The organism is Edwardsiella piscicida (genome assembly GCF_001896205.1).
GTDB classification, from domain to species: domain Bacteria; phylum Pseudomonadota; class Gammaproteobacteria; order Enterobacterales; family Enterobacteriaceae; genus Edwardsiella; species Edwardsiella piscicida.
Genome location: NZ_MPNU01000001.1, coordinates 3659779 through 3680417, shown reverse-complemented (window position 1 = coordinate 3680417; position 20639 = coordinate 3659779). Strand labels below are relative to the sequence as shown.

Annotated in this window: 15 protein-coding genes and 1 pseudogene; 6 read left to right on the top strand and 10 right to left on the bottom strand. The window is 61.7% G+C overall.

The genetic code is table 11. From position 1 onward, the window contains the following. Positions 1-209: 209 nt before the first annotated feature. The 3 genes from glgC to malP form a co-directional block, all read right to left on the bottom strand. Complete coding sequence (glgC, locus tag BRD58_RS17005) at positions 210-1526, bottom strand: glucose-1-phosphate adenylyltransferase (RefSeq protein ID WP_012850103.1); 1317 nt, start codon at positions 1524-1526, stop codon at positions 210-212. Between the two features lie 480 nt (positions 1527-2006). Next, complete coding sequence (gene malQ / locus BRD58_RS17000; protein ID WP_012850102.1) at positions 2007-4100, bottom strand: 4-alpha-glucanotransferase; 2094 nt, start codon at positions 4098-4100, stop codon at positions 2007-2009. A gap of 9 nt (positions 4101-4109) precedes the next feature. Then, positions 4110-6515 carry a maltodextrin phosphorylase gene (gene malP / locus BRD58_RS16995; RefSeq protein WP_069579472.1) on the bottom strand — a complete coding sequence of 802 codons (2406 nt, stop codon included), beginning with the start codon at positions 6513-6515 and terminating at the stop codon, positions 4110-4112. Between the two features lie 475 nt (positions 6516-6990). Here malP and malT point away from each other — a divergent pair, with 475 nt between their 5' ends. Then, positions 6991-9705, top strand: coding sequence for an HTH-type transcriptional regulator MalT (malT, locus tag BRD58_RS16990; protein WP_015462451.1), 2715 nt, complete (start codon positions 6991-6993; stop codon positions 9703-9705). On the opposite strand, the gene BRD58_RS16985 is transcribed toward malT, so the two are convergent. Beyond that, positions 9706-10311 carry a LysE family translocator gene (locus BRD58_RS16985; protein ID WP_012850099.1) on the bottom strand — a complete coding sequence of 202 codons (606 nt, stop codon included), beginning with the start codon at positions 10309-10311 and terminating at the stop codon, positions 9706-9708. Positions 10312-10409: 98 nt separating this feature from the next. Between BRD58_RS16985 and BRD58_RS16980 the strand changes: the two genes are divergently transcribed. The 4 genes from BRD58_RS16980 (at position 10410) to BRD58_RS16965 (ending at position 14731) form a co-directional block, all read left to right on the top strand. Next, entirely contained in the window at positions 10410-11384 is a 975-nt protein-coding gene (locus BRD58_RS16980; RefSeq protein WP_069579469.1) for a hydrolase, read from the top strand. A 5-nt stretch (positions 11385-11389) separates the two neighbouring features. Further along, the gene (locus BRD58_RS16975) at positions 11390-11614 is read left to right on the top strand and encodes a YheU family protein (RefSeq protein WP_012850097.1); all 225 of its coding nucleotides are present in this window, start codon (positions 11390-11392) and stop codon (positions 11612-11614) included. A gap of 351 nt (positions 11615-11965) precedes the next feature. Next, positions 11966-12598 carry a cAMP-activated global transcriptional regulator CRP gene (crp, locus tag BRD58_RS16970; protein WP_000242755.1) on the top strand — a complete coding sequence of 211 codons (633 nt, stop codon included), beginning with the start codon at positions 11966-11968 and terminating at the stop codon, positions 12596-12598. Positions 12599-12658: 60 nt separating this feature from the next. After that, a complete protein-coding gene (locus BRD58_RS16965) occupies positions 12659-14731 on the top strand; it encodes a YccS/YhfK family putative transporter (protein WP_012850096.1) in 2073 nt (690 codons plus the stop codon). 34 nt (positions 14732-14765) lie between these two features. Here BRD58_RS16965 and BRD58_RS16960 read toward each other — a convergent pair whose 3' ends face one another. Genes BRD58_RS16960 through ulaA form a run of 6 tightly spaced genes read right to left on the bottom strand, consistent with a single transcriptional unit; the run spans position 14766 to position 19194 of the window. Next, positions 14766-15455 carry an L-ribulose-5-phosphate 4-epimerase gene (locus tag BRD58_RS16960; protein ID WP_073383789.1) on the bottom strand — a complete coding sequence of 230 codons (690 nt, stop codon included), beginning with the start codon at positions 15453-15455 and terminating at the stop codon, positions 14766-14768. Then, complete coding sequence (locus BRD58_RS16955; RefSeq protein ID WP_073383786.1) at positions 15443-16315, bottom strand: L-ribulose-5-phosphate 3-epimerase; 873 nt, start codon at positions 16313-16315, stop codon at positions 15443-15445. Before BRD58_RS16955 ends, BRD58_RS16960 begins: the two co-directional genes overlap by 13 nt. 10 nt (positions 16316-16325) lie before the next feature. Continuing rightward, positions 16326-16982, bottom strand: coding sequence for a 3-keto-L-gulonate-6-phosphate decarboxylase UlaD (locus BRD58_RS16950; RefSeq protein WP_071890366.1), 657 nt, complete (start codon positions 16980-16982; stop codon positions 16326-16328). After that, positions 16979-17464: a PTS ascorbate transporter subunit IIA gene (ulaC, locus tag BRD58_RS16945; protein ID WP_041692811.1), complete on the bottom strand. Its 486-nt coding sequence runs from the start codon at positions 17462-17464 to the stop codon at positions 16979-16981. Before ulaC ends, BRD58_RS16950 begins: the two co-directional genes overlap by 4 nt. Positions 17465-17473: 9 nt before the next feature. Then, entirely contained in the window at positions 17474-17779 is a 306-nt protein-coding gene (ulaB, locus tag BRD58_RS16940; RefSeq protein WP_015462445.1) for a PTS ascorbate transporter subunit IIB, read from the bottom strand. A 17-nt stretch (positions 17780-17796) separates the two neighbouring features. Further along, complete coding sequence (gene ulaA, locus BRD58_RS16935; protein WP_069579466.1) at positions 17797-19194, bottom strand: PTS ascorbate transporter subunit IIC; 1398 nt, start codon at positions 19192-19194, stop codon at positions 17797-17799. Positions 19195-19573: 379 nt separating this feature from the next. Here ulaA and ulaG point away from each other — a divergent pair. Then, positions 19574-20637, top strand: a pseudogene (gene ulaG / locus BRD58_RS16930) (L-ascorbate 6-phosphate lactonase). Positions 20638-20639: the final 2 nt, after the last annotated feature.

Here is a 20639-nt window from a genome sequence, read left to right as displayed (position 1 = left end):
GGGATGCGTTCTACCCTAAAAGCGACGGGGCAGGGGAACGGGTGCATCCTCATGCCGGCCATTCAGTCTGGGCGCTGGCAGGGTGCGTCGGCACCCCGCAGCGCAAATATGGTTTCCTTAAATGCGCGATGGCGGGCTTTTGCCGCCGCGACCCTGATTAAGCATAGTCAGCTTTGGGCGGCGGATGAGGCCCGGCGCACTTTTTGCCGTCAGGCCGGTACGGCCATGATGGGGGCCGCCTGTCGCACCGCCGGCAGGTTGGCCAATGCCTCTTGAGTCACTAAGACGATCCCGTTAGGGCTGCGGTGAAAATAGCGCGCGTCCTGCTGGGGGTCTTCGCCGATGGTCAGGCCATCCGGCAGACGGCAGCCGCGATCGATGACGCAGCGCTGCAGGCGGCAGCCGCGCCCGACGTAGACCTCCGGCATCAGAACGCTGGCCTCAATTTGCGCCTCGGGGGCGACCTCGACACGCGCGGAGAGGATCGCGTTATGGATCTGGGCGCTGTCGATGACGCAGCCGCCGCCGATCAGGGCATTTTCGACGACGTTACCGGCGTGGCGGGCCGACTGCTTGAAGCGCGCTGGCGCCAGCTGGGCATGCTTGCTGATGATGGGCCAGTTAGGATCGAACGGGTCCAGACGCGGCGGGGTGCTGATCAGATCGATGTTGGCTTCCCAGTAGGCGTCCAGCGTCCCGACATCGCGCCAATAGGCTTCGCCGTCGGCGGTAAACCCCATGCAGGAGCGGCCAAAGGGATGTGCATAGGCGACGCCTTCGCGCACCGCGGCCGGAATAATATCCTGGCCAAAGTCGAAGCTGGTCTCCGGGTCGGTCTGCGCCTCTTCCAGCGTCTGATAGAGATAGTCGGCGTTGAAGATGTAGATCCCCATCGATGCCAGCGAGCGCTGCGGGTTGCCCGGCATGGCCGGAGGATGCGACGGCTTTTCTTCAAAGCGGGTGATGCGGAACTGCTCATCGACCGCCATTACGCCAAAGGCGTGGGCCTGTTCGCGGGGAACCTCGATGCAGCCGACGGTGCAGCGTGCGCCGGACTTCACGTGGTCCAGCAGCATTTGGGCATAGTTCATTTTATAAATATGGTCGCCAGCCAGGATCACCACATATTCTGGCCGGTAATGACGCTGCATGATCTCTTTATTCTGGTATACCGCATCGGCGGTGCCGCGATACCAGTATCCCTCCTCCAGCTGCTGACGGGCCGGTAGCAGATCGATAAATTCGTTGCGCTCGGCGTGCAGGAATGACCAACCGTGCTGAATATGACGCAGCAGCGAGTGCGCCTTGTACTGGGTGATCACCCCTACGCGGCGCAGACCGGAGTTAATACAGTTGGAAAGGGTAAAGTCGATGATGCGAAAACGACTGCCAAAATAGACTGCGGGTTTGGCTCGGCCGTCGGTCAGGCCATTAAGACGGGTTCCCCGTCCGCCGGCTAATACCAGCGCCACCGTCCGTTGGGTTAATTGGCCGATAAGAGCAATATCTGTAACGCTATGAGTCATGGTCACTTCCTTTTTGACAATTCCATATGCCGCCCCGCCCGCCGCCAGGCAAGGGAAAGCGCGGATGGCGCCTGTCATCCGCAACAACAGTTTGGCGATCCAGTATTAGCGTACTGCGGTGTAATAATAACGGACATCATTGATATAAATGAAATAAACTGAATGCTTATTTAATACCAAAATAATACGTTAACTGCTCATGTCAATCACACACTGATCGATAATGTAAACGCACTCTTTTTTAAATTCAACGAGAGATTGTGCTATTGCGCAGGATGCTGGAATAAACGGGTAGCGCAAAATATTACTTATATGGATAACATCTGCTAAATTAGCGTTAAATTTGAAAGTGGATATATATTGGTATTAAGCTGGGATAGGTTGATTTATAAGGGGGAATGTTTTTTCTTAGCATAAAAAACGGAAGTTGCAAATAAATCACGGCCGTTTTTTATCGGCCGTGATTTATTGTTTTAGCCGCTAGCCCGCGGAGACTTTTTTACGGCGCTGGTCTAAATCTTTTATCAATCGATTGATTTGCATATTATTAAACATATCCTCAAGCGTCATGTTCAGCTTGCGGCGCCAGTTCGGGTATTCATCGCAGGTGCCGGGAACGTTGACCGGCGTCGCCATGTTCAGCCAATCCTCCGGCTGCAGTCCGAGCAGGGCGCTGGCGCTGTCGGCGACGTAGCGTTGGATCCCGCGGCTTAGAACGGGTGTCATCGCCATACGGTCCGCGTGCCGTCCGCTGCGCTGCGGCAGGCAGCCGTAGTGATGCAGTCCGTCGAGCAGCCCCTGCTTGGCGGCGGCGCGGTCGCGGTACAGCCCTGCCAGGATCTCGGCGTCGGGGTAGAGCCCCAGCCGCTCGCCGAGCCGCAGATCGTCGGCTTGCCAATAGCCGTTCAGCGTCGGCAGATCGTGGGTGGTCACCGTCGCCATGGCCTGTACGTTATAGGTCTGCGGCGCGCGAAAGACGTTGTCGCTATCGTGCTCAAAGTAGAGCACTTTGTAGGAGTACACGCCGTACTCGCGCAGCTTAGCGATGATTTCGACCGGTACGGTGCCGAGATCTTCGCCGATGACCATACAGCGGCTACGCTGACTTTCCAGCGCCAGAATGGCCAGCAGATCGTCGAGGGGATAGCCGACATAGGCGCCCTCTGACGCCGCCTCACCCTGCGGTATCCACCATAGCCGCAGCAGCGACATCACATGATCGATGCGCAGGGCGCCGCAGTGGCGCATGTTGGCGCGCAGCATCTCGATGAATGGTTGATAGGCGAGCTCGCGCAGCGTATGGGGATCCATCGGCGGCAGCCCCCAGTTTTGCCCCAGCGGGCCGAGAATGTCGGGCGGAGCGCCGACCGAGGCGCGCAGGCAGTAGAGATCGGGCTCACTCCAGGTCTCCGCGCCGCCCTCGGCGACGCCCACCGCCAGATCGCGGTACAGCCCGATCGGCATCGCCTGGCGACAGGCCTGCTGATAACAGTCGGCCAGCTGGCTATCGGCCAGCCACTGTAGCCACAGAAAAAACGCCACCTCCTGCGGATAGCGCTGACAGAAGCGGGCCACCTCCGGGCTATCGGCGCGGCGCAGGGGCTGCGGCCAGACCGGCCACCCCCACATCTGCTCATCCTCGCTGTGCAGGTGGTGGTGCAGGGCGTCGAACGCGGCCTGGTGGCGCAGGCTATCTCCCCCCTGGCGAACAAAGTGGCGGAAGGCGCAGGCCCGGGCATCGGCGCCCTGTGCGTTGAACGCGTGGAAGGCCAGGCGTAGCCCCTCCAGCTTCAGGGCGTATACGGCGGGATAATCGACCCAGTCGCTGGCGCGAGCGGCGTCCAGACGCTGACGGGTCGCGGGCGCCTGCCACCATCGCTGAGCGGCATCGCTGCGCTGAAACTCGTCGACCCGGTTGACATCAATGTAGATGATGTTCAGCCAGCGGCGTGATGACGGGCTGTAGGGGCTGATGCTGTGCGGGTTGGCGGGATACAGGGCATGGATGGGATTCAGGCCGACAAAGGCGCCGCCGCGCTGGGCGATCTGCCCGATCAGCTGGGCCAGATCGCCGAAGTCACCGATCCCCCAGTTATGCGCGGAGCGCAGGGTATACAGCTGTACGCAGGCGCCCCAGAGCTTTCGGCCAGTCAACAGGGCATCCGGCTCATGGCAGCGCGCCGGTGCAATAATGATCCGGCACTGCCACTGTTGCTGCCCATCGCTGAGCTGCAGGCGGTGGTAGCCCAGCGGCAGGTCGTGCGGCAGCGCCAGATGTTTACGCCGGCTCAGTCGACCCTGATAGGTCGGCTGGGCGTCGTTTTCCAGCGTGAGCGACCATTGGTAGTGGCCCCCCTGACGCAGGGCGATAACCGGCGTACTTCGCTGTCCGGCCACCAGGACGGCCGGTAGCGGCGCATCGGTGGGCGTACGCGGCGGCATGGCGTCGAGCAGGCGCCGCTTGGTCTGCGCACTGATGGCTTGAACGCAGCCGTGCGCATTGATGTAGCTGTCGGCGATCCCCGCCTGGGCCGCCTGCTGCTCCAGGAGGGGGTGCGGCGTAGTGCGTTGCATGGCGACTCCTTAACGCTGGCGCTGCCAGATGCGCTGTTGATAGTCGCGGATGGCCCGATCGGCGCTGAACATGCCCACCCGTGCCGTGTTGAGGATGGTCTTCTCGGTCCACGCTTCGCTATCGCGGTAGAGGGTGTCCACCCGGGCCTGTGTCTGGCAGTAATCGGCGAAGTCAGCCAGCACCAGATAGGGGTCGCCGCCCTGTAGCAGGCTGTGCAGCATCATGTCAAAAGCGTGGCGGTCGCCCTGGCTGTAGTGGCCGGAGCCCAGCTCATCGATGATGGCCTTCAGGCGTTTGTCTTTCCGATAGAGGCGGAGCGGGTCGTAGCCGGCGGCCAGGGTCGCCTTCACCTCCTCGACCGTCAGGCCGAAGATGAAGATGTTCTCTTCTCCCACCTGCTCGGCGATCTCTACGTTGGCGCCGTCCAGCGTGCCCACGGTCAGCGCGCCGTTCAGGGCCAGCTTCATGTTGCCGGTGCCGGAGGCCTCTTTCCCTGCGGTTGAGATCTGCTCTGATACGTCGGCCGCCGGGATCATCAGCTCGGCCAGGGAGACGCGGTAGTCGGGCAGAAAGGCGACCTGCAGGCGATCCTTCACCCGGGGGTCATTGTTGATGACCTCTGCCACCCGGTTGATGGCATAGATGATGTTTTTGGCCAGGTAGTAGCCCGGCGCCGCCTTGGCCCCGAACAGGAAGACGCGCGGAGCCCGATCGGCGTTGGGATTGGCGCGCAGCTCATGATACAGGGACAGGATATGCAGCAGATTGAGGTGCTGACGTTTGTACTCATGCAGCCGCTTGATCTGTACGTCGAAGATGGCGTCGGTGTTCAGCGTCAGCCCCTGGGTCTGCCGGACGTAGTGGGCCAGCGCCGCTTTATTCTGCTGCTTGATCTGACGGTACGCCGCGCGGAACCCGGCCTGGCCGGCATAGGGCTCCAGCGCCCGGAGGGCATCCAGATCGTTGGCCCATTCGCGCTGTAGCGTCGTGTCGATCAGCGTAGACAGGGCCGGGTTACACTGCTTGAGCCAGCGACGCGGGGTGATCCCATTGGTCACGTTATGGAATTTTTGTGGCCACAGCTGATGGTATTCGGGGAACAGATCGCTTTTGACCAGCGCCGAGTGCAGCTGCGCCACGCCGTTAACGGCAAAGCCGGCGACGACGCACAGGTTGGCCATGCGCACCCGTCGGTCGTGTATGATGGCGACGCGCTGCCACAGCGCCTTATCGCCCGGCCAGCGCTGTTCGACCAGCTCGCGGAAGCGGGCGTTGATCTGGCGGATGATGTCATGGTGACGCGGGAGCAGGCTGCGGATCAGGCTTTCGCTCCAGCACTCCAGCGCCTCTGGCATCAGCGTATGGTTGGTGTAGGCAAAGGTCTGGCTGGTGATGGCCCAGGCCTGATCCCACTCCATGCCGTGCTCATCGAGCAGAATGCGCATCAGCTCGGGGATGGCAATGGTCGGGTGCGTGTCGTTGAGCTGGATGACCTCATACTGCGCCAGCGCGTCGATACGGCGTCCGGCCAGATGGTGTCGGCGCAGGATATCGGCCAGCGAGCAGGCGCAGTGGAAGTATTGCTGCATCAGACGCAGCCGCTTGCCGGCCAGGTGGTTATCGTTGGGATAGAGTATCTTGGTCAGTTTGGCGGCCTCTATCCCCTGGCGCTCGGCGCGCAAAAACTGTCCGCGATCAAAGCTGTCGAGATCGAAGGGGTGATCGTGACAGGCGACCCACAGGCGCAGCGGCTGGCTGATGCCGTTGCGGTAGCCGACCACCGGCAGATCGCGCGCGACGCCGCGCAGGGTGAGCGCCGGCTGCCAGCGTAGCGCGCCGTTTTCACGCAGCAGTTTGCCGCCCAGACTGACGTGGACATCCCGCGCCCGATTGTGACGCATCCACGGGTAGTCGTCTCGCTCCCAGGTATCCGGGGCCTCTTGCTGCTGGCACGCCTGAAAGGACTGGCGGAACAGCCCATACTGGTAGCACAGGCCATAGCCGATGGCCGGCTGTTTAACGCAGGCCATGGCATCGAGGAAGCAGGCCGCCAGGCGGCCGAGGCCGCCGTTGCCCAGCGCCGGATCGACCTCTTGCTCCAGCAGATCGCTTAACGCGATGTCATAGCGCTCAAGCGCCTGGGCGACGGCGGGATACCAGTCCAGATTGAGCAGGTTATTGCCGGTCAGGCGGCCGATGAGAAACTCCATCGACAGATAGTTTACGCGGCGTTGGCCATCGTCGGACGCGCTGGCCGGGTGGGTTTCGGCCGCCAGCTGCGCCGAGCAGGCCAGGCTGACCGCCTGCCACCACTGATGCGGCGTCATTTGCGCAGCGCTCTCCATTCCCAATCCTTGCCAGTGGCGGGTCAGCGCCGCGTGGAAAGCCTGCTGATCGAACGGGGTATACGACATAGGCATCTCTCTCAAAGCGTCAAAATGAAAGTATTAAGCATGATGGTCATCCTGACGATCTCGTCGGATGAAAACATCCTCCCGCCGTCGGCTGAGTTGGGGAGGAGCCACAGGGCGTAGTCCGAAGTGTGATCGGGACCGCGCTATAGCAGGGCTATAATCACGTCGCGTTACCGTTTCACGCTGTACTGATCGTCGGGTTATAACAGCAAAATATGGACTATTGGCGGCGATTGAGCGGCAAATGAGATTAACTCGGTAAAAAATGTGATCAGCCGCAATTTCCTGTTATTGGGGGCGGAACCCCGGTTGCAATAGCGCGCGCATTGTCAGACCTTAAAGGACAGCTATTAATTACGAGGCGCAAAATAAATAGGCGCCCGTAGCGGTGATTTCTGGGGCAGGGTGCCGCTCCTGCGCGCGAGCCGGCACGCGTCGGCCGCCGAGGGGGGCACCGGAAGGGGTGCGGGTAATAATGCTGATTCCGTCGAAATTAAGCCGTCCGGCGCGGCTGCAGACTACGGTGGTGCGAGAACATTTACTGACCAGGCTGGATGCGGCGCGCAATTACCGCCTGGTGTTGGTCAATGGTCCGGCAGGGTACGGTAAGACGACCCTGATGGCACAGTGGGCGCAGGAGAAGGCACACTTGGGCTGGTACTCCCTGGATGAAAGCGACAATCAGCCGGAGCGCTTTGCCAGCTACCTGATTGCCGCCCTGCAGCAGGCCACCGGTGGCCACTGCGCGAAAAGCGAGGCGATGAGCCAGAAACACCAGTATGCCACGCTGTCTGCGCTGTTCTCCCAGCTGTTCATTGAGCTGGCCGATTGGCAGACGCCGCTGTATCTGGTGATCGACGATTATCACCTGCTCACCCATCCTCCGCTGCATGAGGCGATGCGCTTCTTCTTGCGCCATCAGCCCGATAATCTGACCCTGTGTCTGATGTCACGCACGCTGCCCCCGCTCGGGATTGCCAATCTGCGGGTGCGTGAGCAGCTGCTGGAGATCAATACTCGTCAGCTGGCCTTTAACCACCGCGAGGCTAGCCAGTTTTTTCATCAGCGTTTGAGTGCACCGTTGGCCGATGACGAAATGCACGCGCTGTGCGATGAGGTCGAAGGCTGGCCGACGGCGCTGCAGCTGATCGCGCTGTCGGCGCGTCAGTCATCGGCCCAGGCTCAGGCTTCGGCTCGCCGTCTGGCGCGCATCAACGCTACGCATCTGGCGGATTACCTGGCGGATGAGGTGCTGGATCGGGTGGATGACGATACGCGCGGCTTTCTGCTGCAGTGTTCGGCGCTGCGTTCGATGAACGACGCGCTGATCTGTGCTCTGACCGGCGAGGAGGAGGGCCAGCTGCGCCTGGAGGAGCTGGAGCGGCAGGGGCTATTTATCCACCGGATGGACGGCGACGGGGAGTGGTTCTGTTTTCATCCGCTGTTTGCTCACTTTCTGCGCAGCCGCTGCCAGCGGGAGATGGCGGGCGTACTGCCGCAGCTGCACCGGCGCGCGGCGCAGGGATGGCTGGCGCAGGGGTTTCCGGCGGAGGCGATCCACCACGCGCAGGCGGCCGGAGACACGGCGCTGCTGCGCGATATTCTGCTGCAGCACGCCTGGGTGCTCTTCCACCAGAGTGAGCTGGCGCTGCTGGAGTCCTGCCTGAATACCCTACCGTACGATGTGTTGATCCAGAACCCCAGCCTGGCGCTGCTGCAGGCCTGGCTGGCGCAGAGTCAGCACCGCTACGGCGAGGTCAACACGCTGCTGGCGCGCGCCGAGCAGGAGATGGGACAGCGTCAGATCTCGCTGGAGGCGGCGCTGCAGGCCGAGTTCGACGCGCTGCGAGCCCAGGTTGCGATCAATGACGGGCGACCGCACGATGCCGAGCGCTTGGCGACAGAGGCGCTGCGCCATCTGCCGATCGGCAGCTACTACAGCCGGATCGTGAGCAGCTCCGTGCTGGGCGAGGTGCTGCACTGCAAAGGGGTTCTGGCGCGGGCGCTGCCGATGATGCAGCAGACCGAGCAGGTGGCCCGCCGCCATCAGACCTACCACTATGCTCTGTGGGCGCTGCTGCAGCAGAGTGAGATCCTGATAGCCCAGGGGTTCTTGCAGGCGGCCTACGAGACCCAGGATAAGGCGTTTGAATTGGTCGACGAGCAGCATCTGCAGCAGCTGCCGATGCATGAGTTTTTACTGCGTATTCGCGCCCAGGTGCTGTGGTCGTGGATGCGGCTGGACGAGGCGGAGCGCGCGGCGCGCGATGGGCTGGCGGTGCTGGCCAACTTTGAGCCGCAGCAGCAGCTGCAGTGTCTGGCACTCTTGGCCAAGTGTTCGCTGGCGCGCGGCGATCTGGATAACGCCGGACAGCATCTGCGCCGCTGCGAAACCCTGCTGCAGGCCGGAAACTATCACAGCGACTGGCTGGTGAATGCGGATAAGGCGCGGGTGATCTACTGGCAGATCACCGGCGATCGCCAGGCGGCCAGTCGTTGGCTGCTGCAGGCGGTGCGTCCGGCGGCGTCGGATAACCACTTTTTACAGGGACAGTGGCGCAATATCGCGCGGGTTCAGATCATGCTGGGGCAGTATGATGAGGCTCAGGCGGTGCTAGATCAGCTGAATGCGGCGGCGCGCCGCCTGCGCCTGGTCAGCGATCTGAACCGTAACCTGCTGCTGAGCAACCTGCTGTATTGGCACACGGATCGCAAGAGCGAAGCCCTGCGCGTGCTGATGGAGGCGCTGAGCCTGGCCAATCGCACCGGCTTTGTCAGCCACTTTGTCATCGAGGGCGAGGTGATGGCCCAGCAGCTGCGTCAGCTGCTGCAGCTCAATACCCTGCCGGAGATGGAGGTGCATCGCGCTCAGCGGATTTTGCGTGATATTAACCAGCACCACCGGCATAAGTTTGCCCATTTTGATGAGCAGTTCGTCGAGCGGTTGCTGAATCATCCCCAGGTGCCGGAGCTGATCCGCACCAGTCCGCTGACCCAGCGCGAATGGCAGGTGCTGGGGCTCATCTATTCGGGCTACAGCAACGAGCAAATCGCCGATGAGCTGGCGGTGGCGGCGACCACCATTAAAACCCATATCCGCAATCTGTATCAGAAGCTGGGGGTTGCACACCGTCAGGAGGCCGTGCGCCAGGCGCAGGATATCATGCGCCTGATGGGCTATGGGGTGTGATCAGCGCCAGATCAGCAGTACGCAGGCGGCGGTCAGCGTCCCCATGGTCAGGTTAAAGGCGAACCAGGCGCGTCGGCTTTGCAGCAGTCGCCCTATCAGGGTACCGAAGCTTAACCACAGCGCGCCGGCCAGCAGATTGACCAAGAACATGCCCAGGCTGATGGCGGCGATGGCCGCCAGATAGCGCTCACCGGGCAGGCTAAAGCTGGTCACCGCGCCCAGGGCCATCAGCCAGGCCTTGGGGTTCAGAAACTGCAGCAGCCAACCCTGTCGCCAGCTGACGGCGTCGTCTAAGGCGGCGCTGCCGTCGCTCAGACGGGTATAGCGCGACGTCGCCACCTTCCACGCGATATACAGCAGGTAGAGGCTGCCCGCGCCCTTGAGCAGGGTGTGCAGCGTAGGATAGAGCAGCAGTAGGCTGCCGACGCCAAAGGCGATCAGCAGCAGCAGCGTTTGCATGCCGAGCATGATGCCGAGCATGAGCGGCAGCGAGCGGTAGAACCCCAGATTGGCGCTGGAGCTGGTCAACAGCATATTGTTGGGGCCAGGGGTCACGGCTGAGACCCACAGGAAACCCAGCAGGGAGAGAAACAGAGAGCTGTCCATGCTAACCGGCTCCGATTTTGCGCCGAGGGGGTGTTTTGACCCTAACAGTGTGTTATTGATGGTACAAGTGTTCCCTGGATGAATTTTCTTCACGCAGCATGATCGTTTCCACCTTTTCACCGTCCCGCGCCCTACGCAACCCGCACCTGCAGACGATCCTGCCGCGGCTGCTGCGACGGCGCGCCCTGTTGGCGCCGGTGTGGCAGCGTTTAACCCTGCCGGACGGCGATTTTATCGATCTGGCCTGGAGCGAGGCGCCGCAGCCCGCTCGCCATAAACCGCGGGTGGTTCTGTTCCATGGGCTGGAGGGCAGCGTGCATAGCCCCTATGCCCACGGCCTGCTGCACGCCTGTCGGGAGGCGGGCTGGCTGGCGGTCGTGATGCACTTTCGCGGCTGCAGCGGTGAGCCCAACCTGACGCCGCGTTTCTATCACTCCGGCGAAACCGGGGACGCGCGCTTTTTTTTGGCGTGGCTGCGACGCACCTTCGGTCAGGTGCCCACCGCGGCGGTCGGGTTCTCCCTGGGCGGCAATATGCTGGGCTGTTATCTGGCCGAAGAGCAGGCACAGGCCCCGCTGGAGGCAGCGGTGATGGTCTCGGCGCCGCTGATGCTGTCGGCCTGTGCGGCGCATCTGGAGCGCGGCGTGGCGCGGATTTACCAGCGTTACCTGTTACATGAGCTTAAGCAGAGCGCCCGACGTAAGCTGCGCCGTTATCCGGAGATGCTGGATCTCGATCCGCTCCAGCTGCGGCGTATGCGTAGGCTACGCGAGTTTGACGATCAGATCACCGCTCGCCTGCACGGGTTTCGCGATGCGGATGACTACTATCGGCGCTGTAGCGCCCTGCAGCGGCTGTCGACGATCCGCCAGCCGCTGCTGATCATTCAGGCACGCGACGATCCCTTTATGACGTCGGCGGTGATCCCGCCGTTGGGATCGCTGCCGTCCAATATCGAATACCAGCTGACGGAGTTTGGCGGCCACGTCGGCTTTATCGGCGGTACGCTGCGACATCCCTTCCCGTGGCTGGAGCAGCGCATTCCTGCCTGGTTAGCCCCCTATTTGGAGTAAAACGCGTGATCATTCCTTGGCAACAGATTGCCCCAGAGACGCTGGATAGCCTGATCGAGGCTTTTGTCCTGCGAGAGGGGACTGACTATGGCGAGCAGGAGAGGAGCCTGACGCAGAAGGTGGAGGATGTGCGGCGTCAGCTGCAGTGCGGTGAGGCGGTCGTGGTATGGTCCGAGCTGCATGAAAGCGTCAATATTATGCCGCGCAGCCAGTTTAAGGGCGCGGATTAGCGCACGTTGGCGTATTTTCCCGCGCGGCGCCCGGCGCCGCGCTGTGCAAATAAAAAGCAAAAACGTCGCAGGCGGAGAAAAAACGGCGGCGAACAGTGAGCTATTCCATGCTGAAGCGAGACAGTGCGAGACAGTAAGGCCAAGCTATGCTACAAACTAAGCCGACATGCACCTTTAATGGAATGAAGCGGGTATAGATCAAGATCGCCGGGGATCATCTCCCTTAGGCTATGGAAACTATATTCGACAAGTGCAGTGCTATAGCAGGTTACTAGGCAGTTTCCCGGCCCCGTCCGGCGGGGGGTGCGTTTGGCGCACCGGGGATGCGATAACAATAGAGGATAATAGCGAATGGTTCTCGGCAAACCGCAAACAGATCCAACTCTCGAATGGTTCCTGTCCCATTGCCATATTCACAAATATCCGTCCAAAAGTACCTTGATTCACCAGGGTGAAAAAGCGGAGACGCTTTATTACATCGTAAAGGGATCTGTAGCGGTACTGATTAAGGATGAAGAGGGTAAGGAGATGATCCTCTCCTACCTGAACCAGGGCGACTTCATTGGCGAGCTGGGGCTGTTTGAGGAAGGTCAGGAGCGCAGCGCCTGGGTGCGGGCGAAGACCGCCTGTGAGGTGGCTGAAATTTCCTACAAGAAATTCCGCCAGCTGATCCAGGTTAACCCGGATATTCTGATGCGTCTGTCTGCCCAGATGGCGCGTCGTCTGCAGGTCACGTCAGAGAAAGTCGGTAACCTGGCCTTCCTGGATGTGACGGGCCGTATTGCTCAGACGCTGTTGAATCTGGCCAAGCAGCCGGATGCGATGACGCACCCGGACGGCATGCAGATTAAGATCACCCGTCAGGAGATCGGCCAGATCGTGGGCTGCTCTCGTGAAACGGTAGGACGTATTCTGAAGATGCTGGAGGATCAGAACCTGATCTCGGCACACGGTAAAACCATCGTCGTCTACGGGACGCGTTGATTTTGCGCCCGCGCCGCACGGGCGGCGCGGAATCTTCAACCCATCCCCAGGATGGTGCTCATGTGGCGGCGGTTTATCTACCACCCGGAAGTGAACTATGCACTGCGCCAGACGCTGGTTTTGTGTCTGCCGGTGTTGTTCGGGCTTATGGTAGGCCAGCTGCAGCAGGGGCTGCTGTTTTCTCTGGTACCGGTCTGCTGCAATATCGCCGGTCTTGATACCCCCCATAAACGCTTCTTTAAACGCCTCGCGGTGGGCGGCACCCTGTTTGCGCTCGGCAGCCTGTTACTGCAGATGGCCCTGCTTTGGTCGGTTCCGCTGCCGCTGGCTATGCTGCTTTTGGCGCTGCTGTTTGGCGTCAACGGCGAGATCAGTCCGCTGCACGCCCGTTTACTGCCGGCAACGCTGGTCGCCGCCATCTTTACCCTTAGCATGGTGGGGATGGTGCCTATCTGGCAGGGGCCGCTGCTGTATTTGGTCGGTACGATTTGGTACGGCGCCTTTACCTGGTTTTGGTTTGTCCTGTGGAAAGGGCAGCCGATCCGCGAAACCCTGAACCAGCTGTACCTGGAGCTGGCGGACTACATTGAGGCTAAGTACAGCCTGCTCACGCAGCACAGCGATCCGCAGACGGCGCTGCCGCCGCTGCTGAACCGCCAGCAAAAGGTGATGGATCTTATCAGCGTGATCTATCAGCAGATGCATATGCTGTCCCTGGTCCATAACCCGGAATATAAGCGGTTGGTGCGCTACTTTCAGGTGGCGCTGGATCTACAGGAGCATATTACCGTCAGCCTCTCCCAGCCGGAGGAGGTGCAAACTCTGGTGGAACAAAGCCAGGCCGAGGCGATCATTCGCCGCAACGCGCAGGTGGTGGCCGGGCGTCTGCGGGTACTGGCGGATGACATCCTGTACCACCGCTACCCGCAGCATTTCTCTATGCGCAGCGAGGTGTCGGCGCTGGAAAAGCTGGCCAGCCGCTACCCGGAGAATCCGGTTGGGCAGTTCTGTCTGCACCACTTTAGCCGAATGGCGCGTCTGCTGGAGCGGCAGCGTCCGCTCTATCAGCGCCAGCTGATGGCGACCCAGCAGCGTCTGCCGTTCTGGCCGGCGCTGCGCGCCTACTGCTCCCTGAAGTCGGGCGCACTACGCAACGCGCTGCGCCTGGGGCTGACGCTGGCGGCCGGCGGGGGGCTGGGGATCCTGCTGGCGCTGCCTAAGCCCTATTGGATCATGCTGACCACCATGCTGGTGATCCAGAATGGCTATAACGCGACGCGGGTGCGTATTCAGCACCGGGCGATGGGCACCTTTGCCGGTCTGATCATCGCCGCCGGTCTGCTGCAGCTGACGCTGAGTGAATATGTGATGCTGCTGGTGATGCTGCTGGTGACGCTGGGCGCCTACCTGGTGCTGCGGAAGAATTACGGTCTGGCGGTGATCGGCTTTACGGTCAGCGCCGTATTCACCCTGCAGCTGCTGGCGTTGAACGGCTCGCACTTTTTGGTGCCGCGTCTGGTGGATACGCTGCTGGGCTGTATTCTGGCCTTCGCCAGCACCATCTGGCTGTGGCCGCAGTGGCAGAGCGGCCTGCTGCGTAAAAACGCCCATCAGGCGCTGGAGGCCTACCAGGATGAGCTGCGCCTGCTGCTCTCCGCCGATCCGGGCGTGAGCGAGCTGGCCTATGCCCGGATGCGCAGCAACCAGGCGCAGAACACGCTCTACTCCTCGCTGAGCCAGGCGATGCAGGAGCCGGGCTTTGATTCGCGCTATCTGGCGGACATGCGCCTGTGGATCAGCCACAGCCAGTTTATTGTCGAGCATTTGAACGCGATGACCATTCTGGCGCGCGAGCACTATATGCTGACCTCGCGTCTGGCGCAGGACTACCTGCAGTGTGGTGAGATCGCGCTGCAGCTGTGTCAGCAGCGTCTGGAGCACGATGGTCCGAGCAGCAATGACAGCCAGGCGGTGCCGATACCCGAGCCACAGCAGGGGATGCCGATGACGCCGATGGAGGTGCATCTGCGCCGTATCCTGTCGCACCTGCGCACCATGCATACCATTTCATCTATCGCCTGGCGCCAGCGCCCGCATCACGGGCTGTGGCTCAGCCGTCGGCTGCGCGACTGATTCCGCGACTGCTCCGGGGGCGCCGGCGATTTATTTAGCCGCGCTGGCCGTAGTAGGCATCCGGCCCGTGCTTGCGCCGGAAATGCTTATCGCGCAGCGCCCGGTCCAGCGGGGCGAGACGCGGGTTCAGGCTATAGGCAATCCAGGCCATTTTGGCCACCTCCTCCAATACCACCGCGTTATGCACCGCCTGCGCCGCGCTCTCCCCCCACGCGAAGGGGCCGTGCTGGTGAACGACGATCCCCGGCATATGGCTCGGGTCGCGCTGCGCCAGCGTTTCGATGATGGCCCGCCCGGTGTGATGCTCATAGTCGTGGTCGATCTCGGCGGCGCTCAGCGCGCGGGTGCAGGGGATGTCGCCGTCGAAGTAGTCGGCGTGGGTGGTGCCGAGCGCCGGGATCGCCCGTCCCGCCTGTGCCCAGGCGGTCGCGTGGGTCGAGTGGGTATGCACGATACCGCCCAGCTGCGGGTAGCGGCGGTACAGCGCCAGGTGGGTCGGGGTGTCGGATGAGGGGCGCAGCGCGCCAGCGACGATCCGTCCGTCCAGATCGACGACGACCATCGCCGCGGGGGTCAGCGCCTCATAGGCGACGCCGCTGGGTTTGATGACGACATAGCCGCGCTGGCGATCGATGGCGCTGACGTTGCCCCAGGTAAAGGTGACCAGCCCGTGGCGCGGCAGGGCCATGTTGGCCTGGTAGACCTGCTGTTTCAGCCGTTCCATGAGGCCTCCTGCGCCACCGCCAGTCCGGCGCGTCGCATCCGTTCAATGACCCACTCACGCGCCTCGCGCACCGCCTGCAGCGGGTCCGGGGCGCTTTCGCTCCACATCTCGATCAGGTAGGGACCGCGGTAGCCATGGCGATCCAGCGTGCGGAAGCAGGTCTCAAAGTCGACCACACCGCTGCCGAAGGGCACATCCCGAAACTGGCCCGGCCGGGTATCTTTGACATGCACGGCGACGATGCGGTCGATGCCGGCCACCAGCTCCAGCTCGACGTCATTATCCCAGGCCGAAAGGTTGCCGATATCCGGGTAGACCTGGAACCAGGGGCTGCGCAGATAGCGGCAGTAGCCGAGCGCTTTGCTAACGGAGTTGAGCAGCGGCGTGTCCATGGTTTCCATGGCCAGCGTGACCTGCGCCCGGCTGGCCATGGTGACGGCTTGGCTCAGCCCCTCGCGGAACAGTCGGCGGGTCAGGGCATTGCCCTGCTGATAGTAGACGTCGTATCCCGCCAGCTGAATAACCCGGATACCCAGATCCTGGGCGAGGGTAATCGCGTGGGCCAGCAGCCGCAGCGCCTGACGCCTGACCGCCGGATCCTCGCTGCCCAGCGGAAACCGGCGGTGGGCGCTGAGGCACAGGGAGGGAATACGCACGCCGCTGTGCGCCATTGCCGCCAGCAGATCCAGACGCTGCTGGCGCGACCAGGTCAGTCGGGCCAGGCGGCGATCGCTTTCATCGATAGACATTTCGACGAAGTCGAACCCGAGCTGCGCGGCCTGCGCCAGGCGTCGTGGCCAGTCTTCGCCGGCGGGCAGCGCCTTTTCATAGATGCCCAGCGGCACCGTGGAATGCAGCATGTCACGCTCCTTAGCCCCACAGCTGGGCGATACGCTGTTGGAAATGGTGGGCGGCGGCCAGCGGATCGTCGGCCTCGCGGATGCTGCGTCCGGCGATGAAAACATGCACCGGGATCCCCTGAAACAGCGGCAGATCGTCCACGGTGAGGCCGCCGGTGACCGTGACGCGAAAGCCCATGTCGCTCAGACGGCGTATGGCGTCGATATCCGCCGCCCCCCAGGTCACTCCCGCCGCCTGTGCGTCGCGGCTGCGGTGGTAGACCACCTGACCGATACCTGCTTGGCGCCAGGCCTGCGCCTGCTCCCAGGTCCAGTAGCCGGTCAGCTCGATTTGCAGATCGCCGTCGAACGCCTGGGCGACCGCCAGCGCGCCCTTGGCCGTGTTGATGTCGGCGCAGCAGATCACGGTGATCCAGTCGGCGTTGGCCTCAAAACACATGCGCGCCAGGATGGCACCGGCGTCGGCTATTTTGGCGTCGGCCAGGATTATCTTGTGGGGGTAGAGCGCCTTGAGATCGCGTATGGCGCGCACGCCCTCGCCGACGCACAGTATCGTGCCGACCTCGATGATATCGACGGCCTCGGCGATCTGCCGGGTGGTGAGGTAGGCCGCCTCCAGCGTCGGGTTATCCAGCGCGATTTGCAGCATAGGTAGGGATGATGTCATGAGGCGACTCCTTGGGGATGCGATGGGGTTGTTGCCGTATCGATGAGCGCGAGCACCTGCGCTGGCGTGCGGCAGGCGCGCAGACGCGCAAAGTTGGCCTCATCCTCGAACAGATCGACGATCTGACGGATGCCGACCTCCTGATGGGTGTGGGCGTCGACGGCGGCCAGGGTGATCAGAATGTCCACCGGGTCGTTATCCTCATGGCCGAACGTGACCGGCGTCCGCAGGGTGACCAGCGCAAAGCCGGTCTTGATCACCCCCTCTTCCGGGCGCCCGTGCGGCATGGCCAGCCCCGGCGCCAGCACAAAGTAGGGGCCAAAGCGCGCAACGCTATCCAGGATGGCCCGGTAGTAGCGTGGCTCCACGACGCCGGCGTCGACCAGGAGATCTACGCCGATCCTGACGGCCGCAGGCCAGTCCGCCGCCTCGGCCTGTAGGCGAATGCTGTGGTTTTCCGCCAGCGAGTCTCGCAGTTTCATCATGGCTCCTTAGCTGAGGTCCTGGGGAAAGTGGGCGCGGATGACCTCCATCAGCCTGGGGCCGAACTCTTCCGCCGACAGCATATTGCGTACCCCGACCACGTATTTATTGCCGCTGACGCTGATCTCGCCGGCGACGTGGGTGGATGCAATGATGATATCTACGCCGCTCAGCTCCGATTTATACTCGCCGACCGCGCAGCTGTTGACGCTGTGGTCAACGCCCTGCTGGGTTAGAAACTGATCCACCTTCATCTTCATGATCATTGAACTGCCTTGGCCGTTACCGCAGACGGCGAGAATGCGTACTGTCATGATGTTTCTCCATGGAGTTAGAGTGTTGCGCCGCGCGCCTGATCGGCCTGCGCCGCCTCTTCCGCGCGCAGGCTGCGCCCGGCAACCAGCATGTAGGCCAGGGCGATCAGCAGCAGAACGCCCATGAACCACAGTCCCAGCGTCAGCCCCTGGATCATCGGCGGGGCCAGGATGGACCAGTCGGCCATCCCCATCCAGGCGCTGAGCCCGGTAAGCTTGACGGCCCAGACGCAGCCGAAGATTTCAATCATCCCCATGACCAGACAAATCTTGATGGCCGCTCGCCAGCCGCCGAAGTGGTTGGCAAAGACGCCGATCGTCGCGTTGGAGAAGAACATGGGGATAAAGCCGGGGATGATCAGGATAGGTGACCCCAGCAGGATCAGGATGCCGATGGCGATCAGCTGCCCGATGGTGCCCCAGATAAACCCCCACACGACGGCGTTGGGGGCAAAGCTGTAGATGGCCGCGCAGTCGATGGCCAGCACGGCGCCGGGGATCAGGCGCTGAGAGATGCCGGTGAAGGCCTCTGACAGCTCCGCGACGAACATGCGCACCCCCTGGACGATGATGAAGATTGCGACGGCGAACTGAAAACCGGTCTGCAGGATGTAAATGCTCCAGTGGGTTTTCCCCGCCATCACCTGGACGGTGTCCAGCCCGAAAGAGCAGAGGATCAGCCCGAAGAACAGGGTCATCACGATCGCGGTCGAGACGATATTGTCGTGGAAGATATTCAGCCAGCCGGGCAGCTTGAGGTCTTCAACGCTCTCCTCCCTGCGCCCCAGATAGGGGGCCAGCCGATAGGCCAGCCAGGAGGCAAACTGCTGCTGATGGCCAATGGAGAAGCCGCAGCCGTCGGTGACCTCCTGGGTGGGGCGATACATCATGTTGGCGGTGATGCCCCAGTAGAGTGAGACCAGCAGCGCGCTGCACAGGATCGTGGTCCACATGGGATAGCCGAAGATATAGAACACCACGGCGATAAGCCCGGCTTGCTGAAACATGATGTGGCCGGTCAGCATGATGGTGCGGATGCCGGTGAGGCGGCGCAGCAGGACGTAGAGAATGTTCAGCGCCAGCGCTAGCAGCACGGTATAGCCTACCCAGCTGTAGGCGTCACCCATGCGCTCGATGGTGGCCATCATCGAGGCGTAGGTATCTGAAATGGCTCCGTTGATGTGATAGACCTCGGACATCTTGGCTACCACCGGTTTGAAGGTTGAGGTCAGGATGCCGGAGCCCGCCTGCAGCAGCATAAAGCCGATGATGGTTTTGATGGTGCCTTTGATGATCACCGTCGCCGGTTTACGCAGCAGCAGGTAGCCGAGACAGGTGACAATCCCCAGCAGCAGGGGGGCGTTGGTCATCACCTGATTGAAAAAAATCAGAAAGGCACGGTACAGAATGTCCATAGCGTTCTCCGTTCGGCGTGGATCCTGAGCGCGGATCGGGGGAGATGCGCTCAGGGCTGTGTATAATTCGACCACTCTAGCAATCGTTAAAAATCACTTAAAGATTAAAAATGATCATTTGTGATTATGATCTCAACTTGTCGATCGCCCCGTGGACGGGCGTTCCTTTAGCCGCACCGTACGCCGCCACATTTTTATCTCTATGATTATAAATATTTATTTGCATGTTTGTGGTCATGGCGCCGCAGCGCAGGGGAAGGGGCTATTGCGGCGCGCATCTCCTGCGCTCAGCTCACCGCGCTATTGCAATCAAAATTGATCTAAATATGATTGATATTGATTTTATGCGCTGCACTGGCGAGCCGATAGGAGGCCGACGATGAGTAAACTTGATGACATTACCCGCGAGTCCTGGATCCTGAACACGTTTCCGGAGTGGGGGACCTGGCTGAACGAGGAGATAGAGCAGGCGACGGTGGATCCCGGTAGCTTTGCGATGTGGTGGCTGGGCTGTACCGGGATCTGGCTGAAGTCGGAGGGGGGGCGAATCTGTGCATCGATTTTTGGTGCGGAACCGGTAAGCGCAGCCATGCCAATCCGTGGATGGCGACGGGGCATCAGATGCAGCGGATGGCCGGGGTGCAGAAGCTGCAGCCCAATCTGCGCACCTCGCCCTTTGTGCTCGATCCTTTTGCCATCCGCGAGATCGATGCGGTGCTGGCGACCCACGACCATAATGATCATATCGATATCAATGTGGCGGCCGCGGTGCTGCGCAATGCGGCACCGGACGTCCCCTTCATCGGCCCGCAGCGCTGCGTCGATCTGTGGGTATCGTGGGGTGTGCCGCGCGATCGCTGCCGGGTGGTGGTCCCCGGCGATACGATCCGGATCAAAGATACGGAGATCGTGGCGCTGGACGCCTTCGATCGCACCGCGCTGATCACGCTGCCGCCATCGGAGCGGGCGCAGGGTACGCTGCCCGACGGTATGGATCTGCGGGCGGTTAACTACCTGTTTAAGACGCCCGCGGGTTCGCTGTACCACAGCGGCGACTCCCACTACTCCAACTATTACGCCAAGCACGGCAACGATCATCGCATCGACGTGGCGCTCGGCTCCTATGGCGAGAATCCGCGCGGGATCACCGACAAGATGACCAGCGCCGATATCCTGCGGATGGCCGAGGCGCTGAAGGCCAAAGTGGTGATCCCGTTTCATCATGATATCTGGTCTAACTTCCAGGCCGATCCGCAGGAGATCCGGGTGCTGTGGCAGATGAAGAAAGATCGTCTGGGCTACGACTTCACCCCCTTTATCTGGCAGGTGGGCGGTAAGTTTACCTGGCCACAGGATCAGGGGCGGCTGGAGTATCACTACCCGCGCGGCTTTGACGACTGCTTCACCCAGGAGCCAGACCTGCCCTTTAAGGCCTTTTTGTAGCC

What these genes read in the sequence shown, in the direction of transcription:
- glgC (WP_012850103.1), bottom strand. Translation starts at nt 1,526, where the DNA reads ATGACTCATAGCGTTACAGATATTGCTCTTATCGGCCAATTAACCCAA.
- malQ (WP_012850102.1), bottom strand. Translation starts at nt 4,100, where the DNA reads ATGCAACGCACTACGCCGCACCCCCTCCTGGAGCAGCAGGCGGCCCAG.
- malP (WP_069579472.1), bottom strand. Translation starts at nt 6,515, where the DNA reads ATGTCGTATACCCCGTTCGATCAGCAGGCTTTCCACGCGGCGCTGACC.
- malT (WP_015462451.1), top strand. Translation starts at nt 6,991, where the DNA reads ATGCTGATTCCGTCGAAATTAAGCCGTCCGGCGCGGCTGCAGACTACG.
- BRD58_RS16985 (WP_012850099.1), bottom strand. Translation starts at nt 10,311, where the DNA reads ATGGACAGCTCTCTGTTTCTCTCCCTGCTGGGTTTCCTGTGGGTCTCA.
- BRD58_RS16980 (WP_069579469.1), top strand. Translation starts at nt 10,410, where the DNA reads ATGATCGTTTCCACCTTTTCACCGTCCCGCGCCCTACGCAACCCGCAC.
- crp (WP_000242755.1), top strand. Translation starts at nt 11,966, where the DNA reads ATGGTTCTCGGCAAACCGCAAACAGATCCAACTCTCGAATGGTTCCTG.
- BRD58_RS16965 (WP_012850096.1), top strand. Translation starts at nt 12,659, where the DNA reads ATGTGGCGGCGGTTTATCTACCACCCGGAAGTGAACTATGCACTGCGC.
- BRD58_RS16960 (WP_073383789.1), bottom strand. Translation starts at nt 15,455, where the DNA reads ATGGAACGGCTGAAACAGCAGGTCTACCAGGCCAACATGGCCCTGCCG.
- BRD58_RS16955 (WP_073383786.1), bottom strand. Translation starts at nt 16,315, where the DNA reads ATGCTGCATTCCACGGTGCCGCTGGGCATCTATGAAAAGGCGCTGCCC.
- BRD58_RS16950 (WP_071890366.1), bottom strand. Translation starts at nt 16,982, where the DNA reads ATGACATCATCCCTACCTATGCTGCAAATCGCGCTGGATAACCCGACG.
- ulaC (WP_041692811.1), bottom strand. Translation starts at nt 17,464, where the DNA reads ATGAAACTGCGAGACTCGCTGGCGGAAAACCACAGCATTCGCCTACAG.
- ulaB (WP_015462445.1), bottom strand. Translation starts at nt 17,779, where the DNA reads ATGACAGTACGCATTCTCGCCGTCTGCGGTAACGGCCAAGGCAGTTCA.
- ulaA (WP_069579466.1), bottom strand. Translation starts at nt 19,194, where the DNA reads ATGGACATTCTGTACCGTGCCTTTCTGATTTTTTTCAATCAGGTGATG.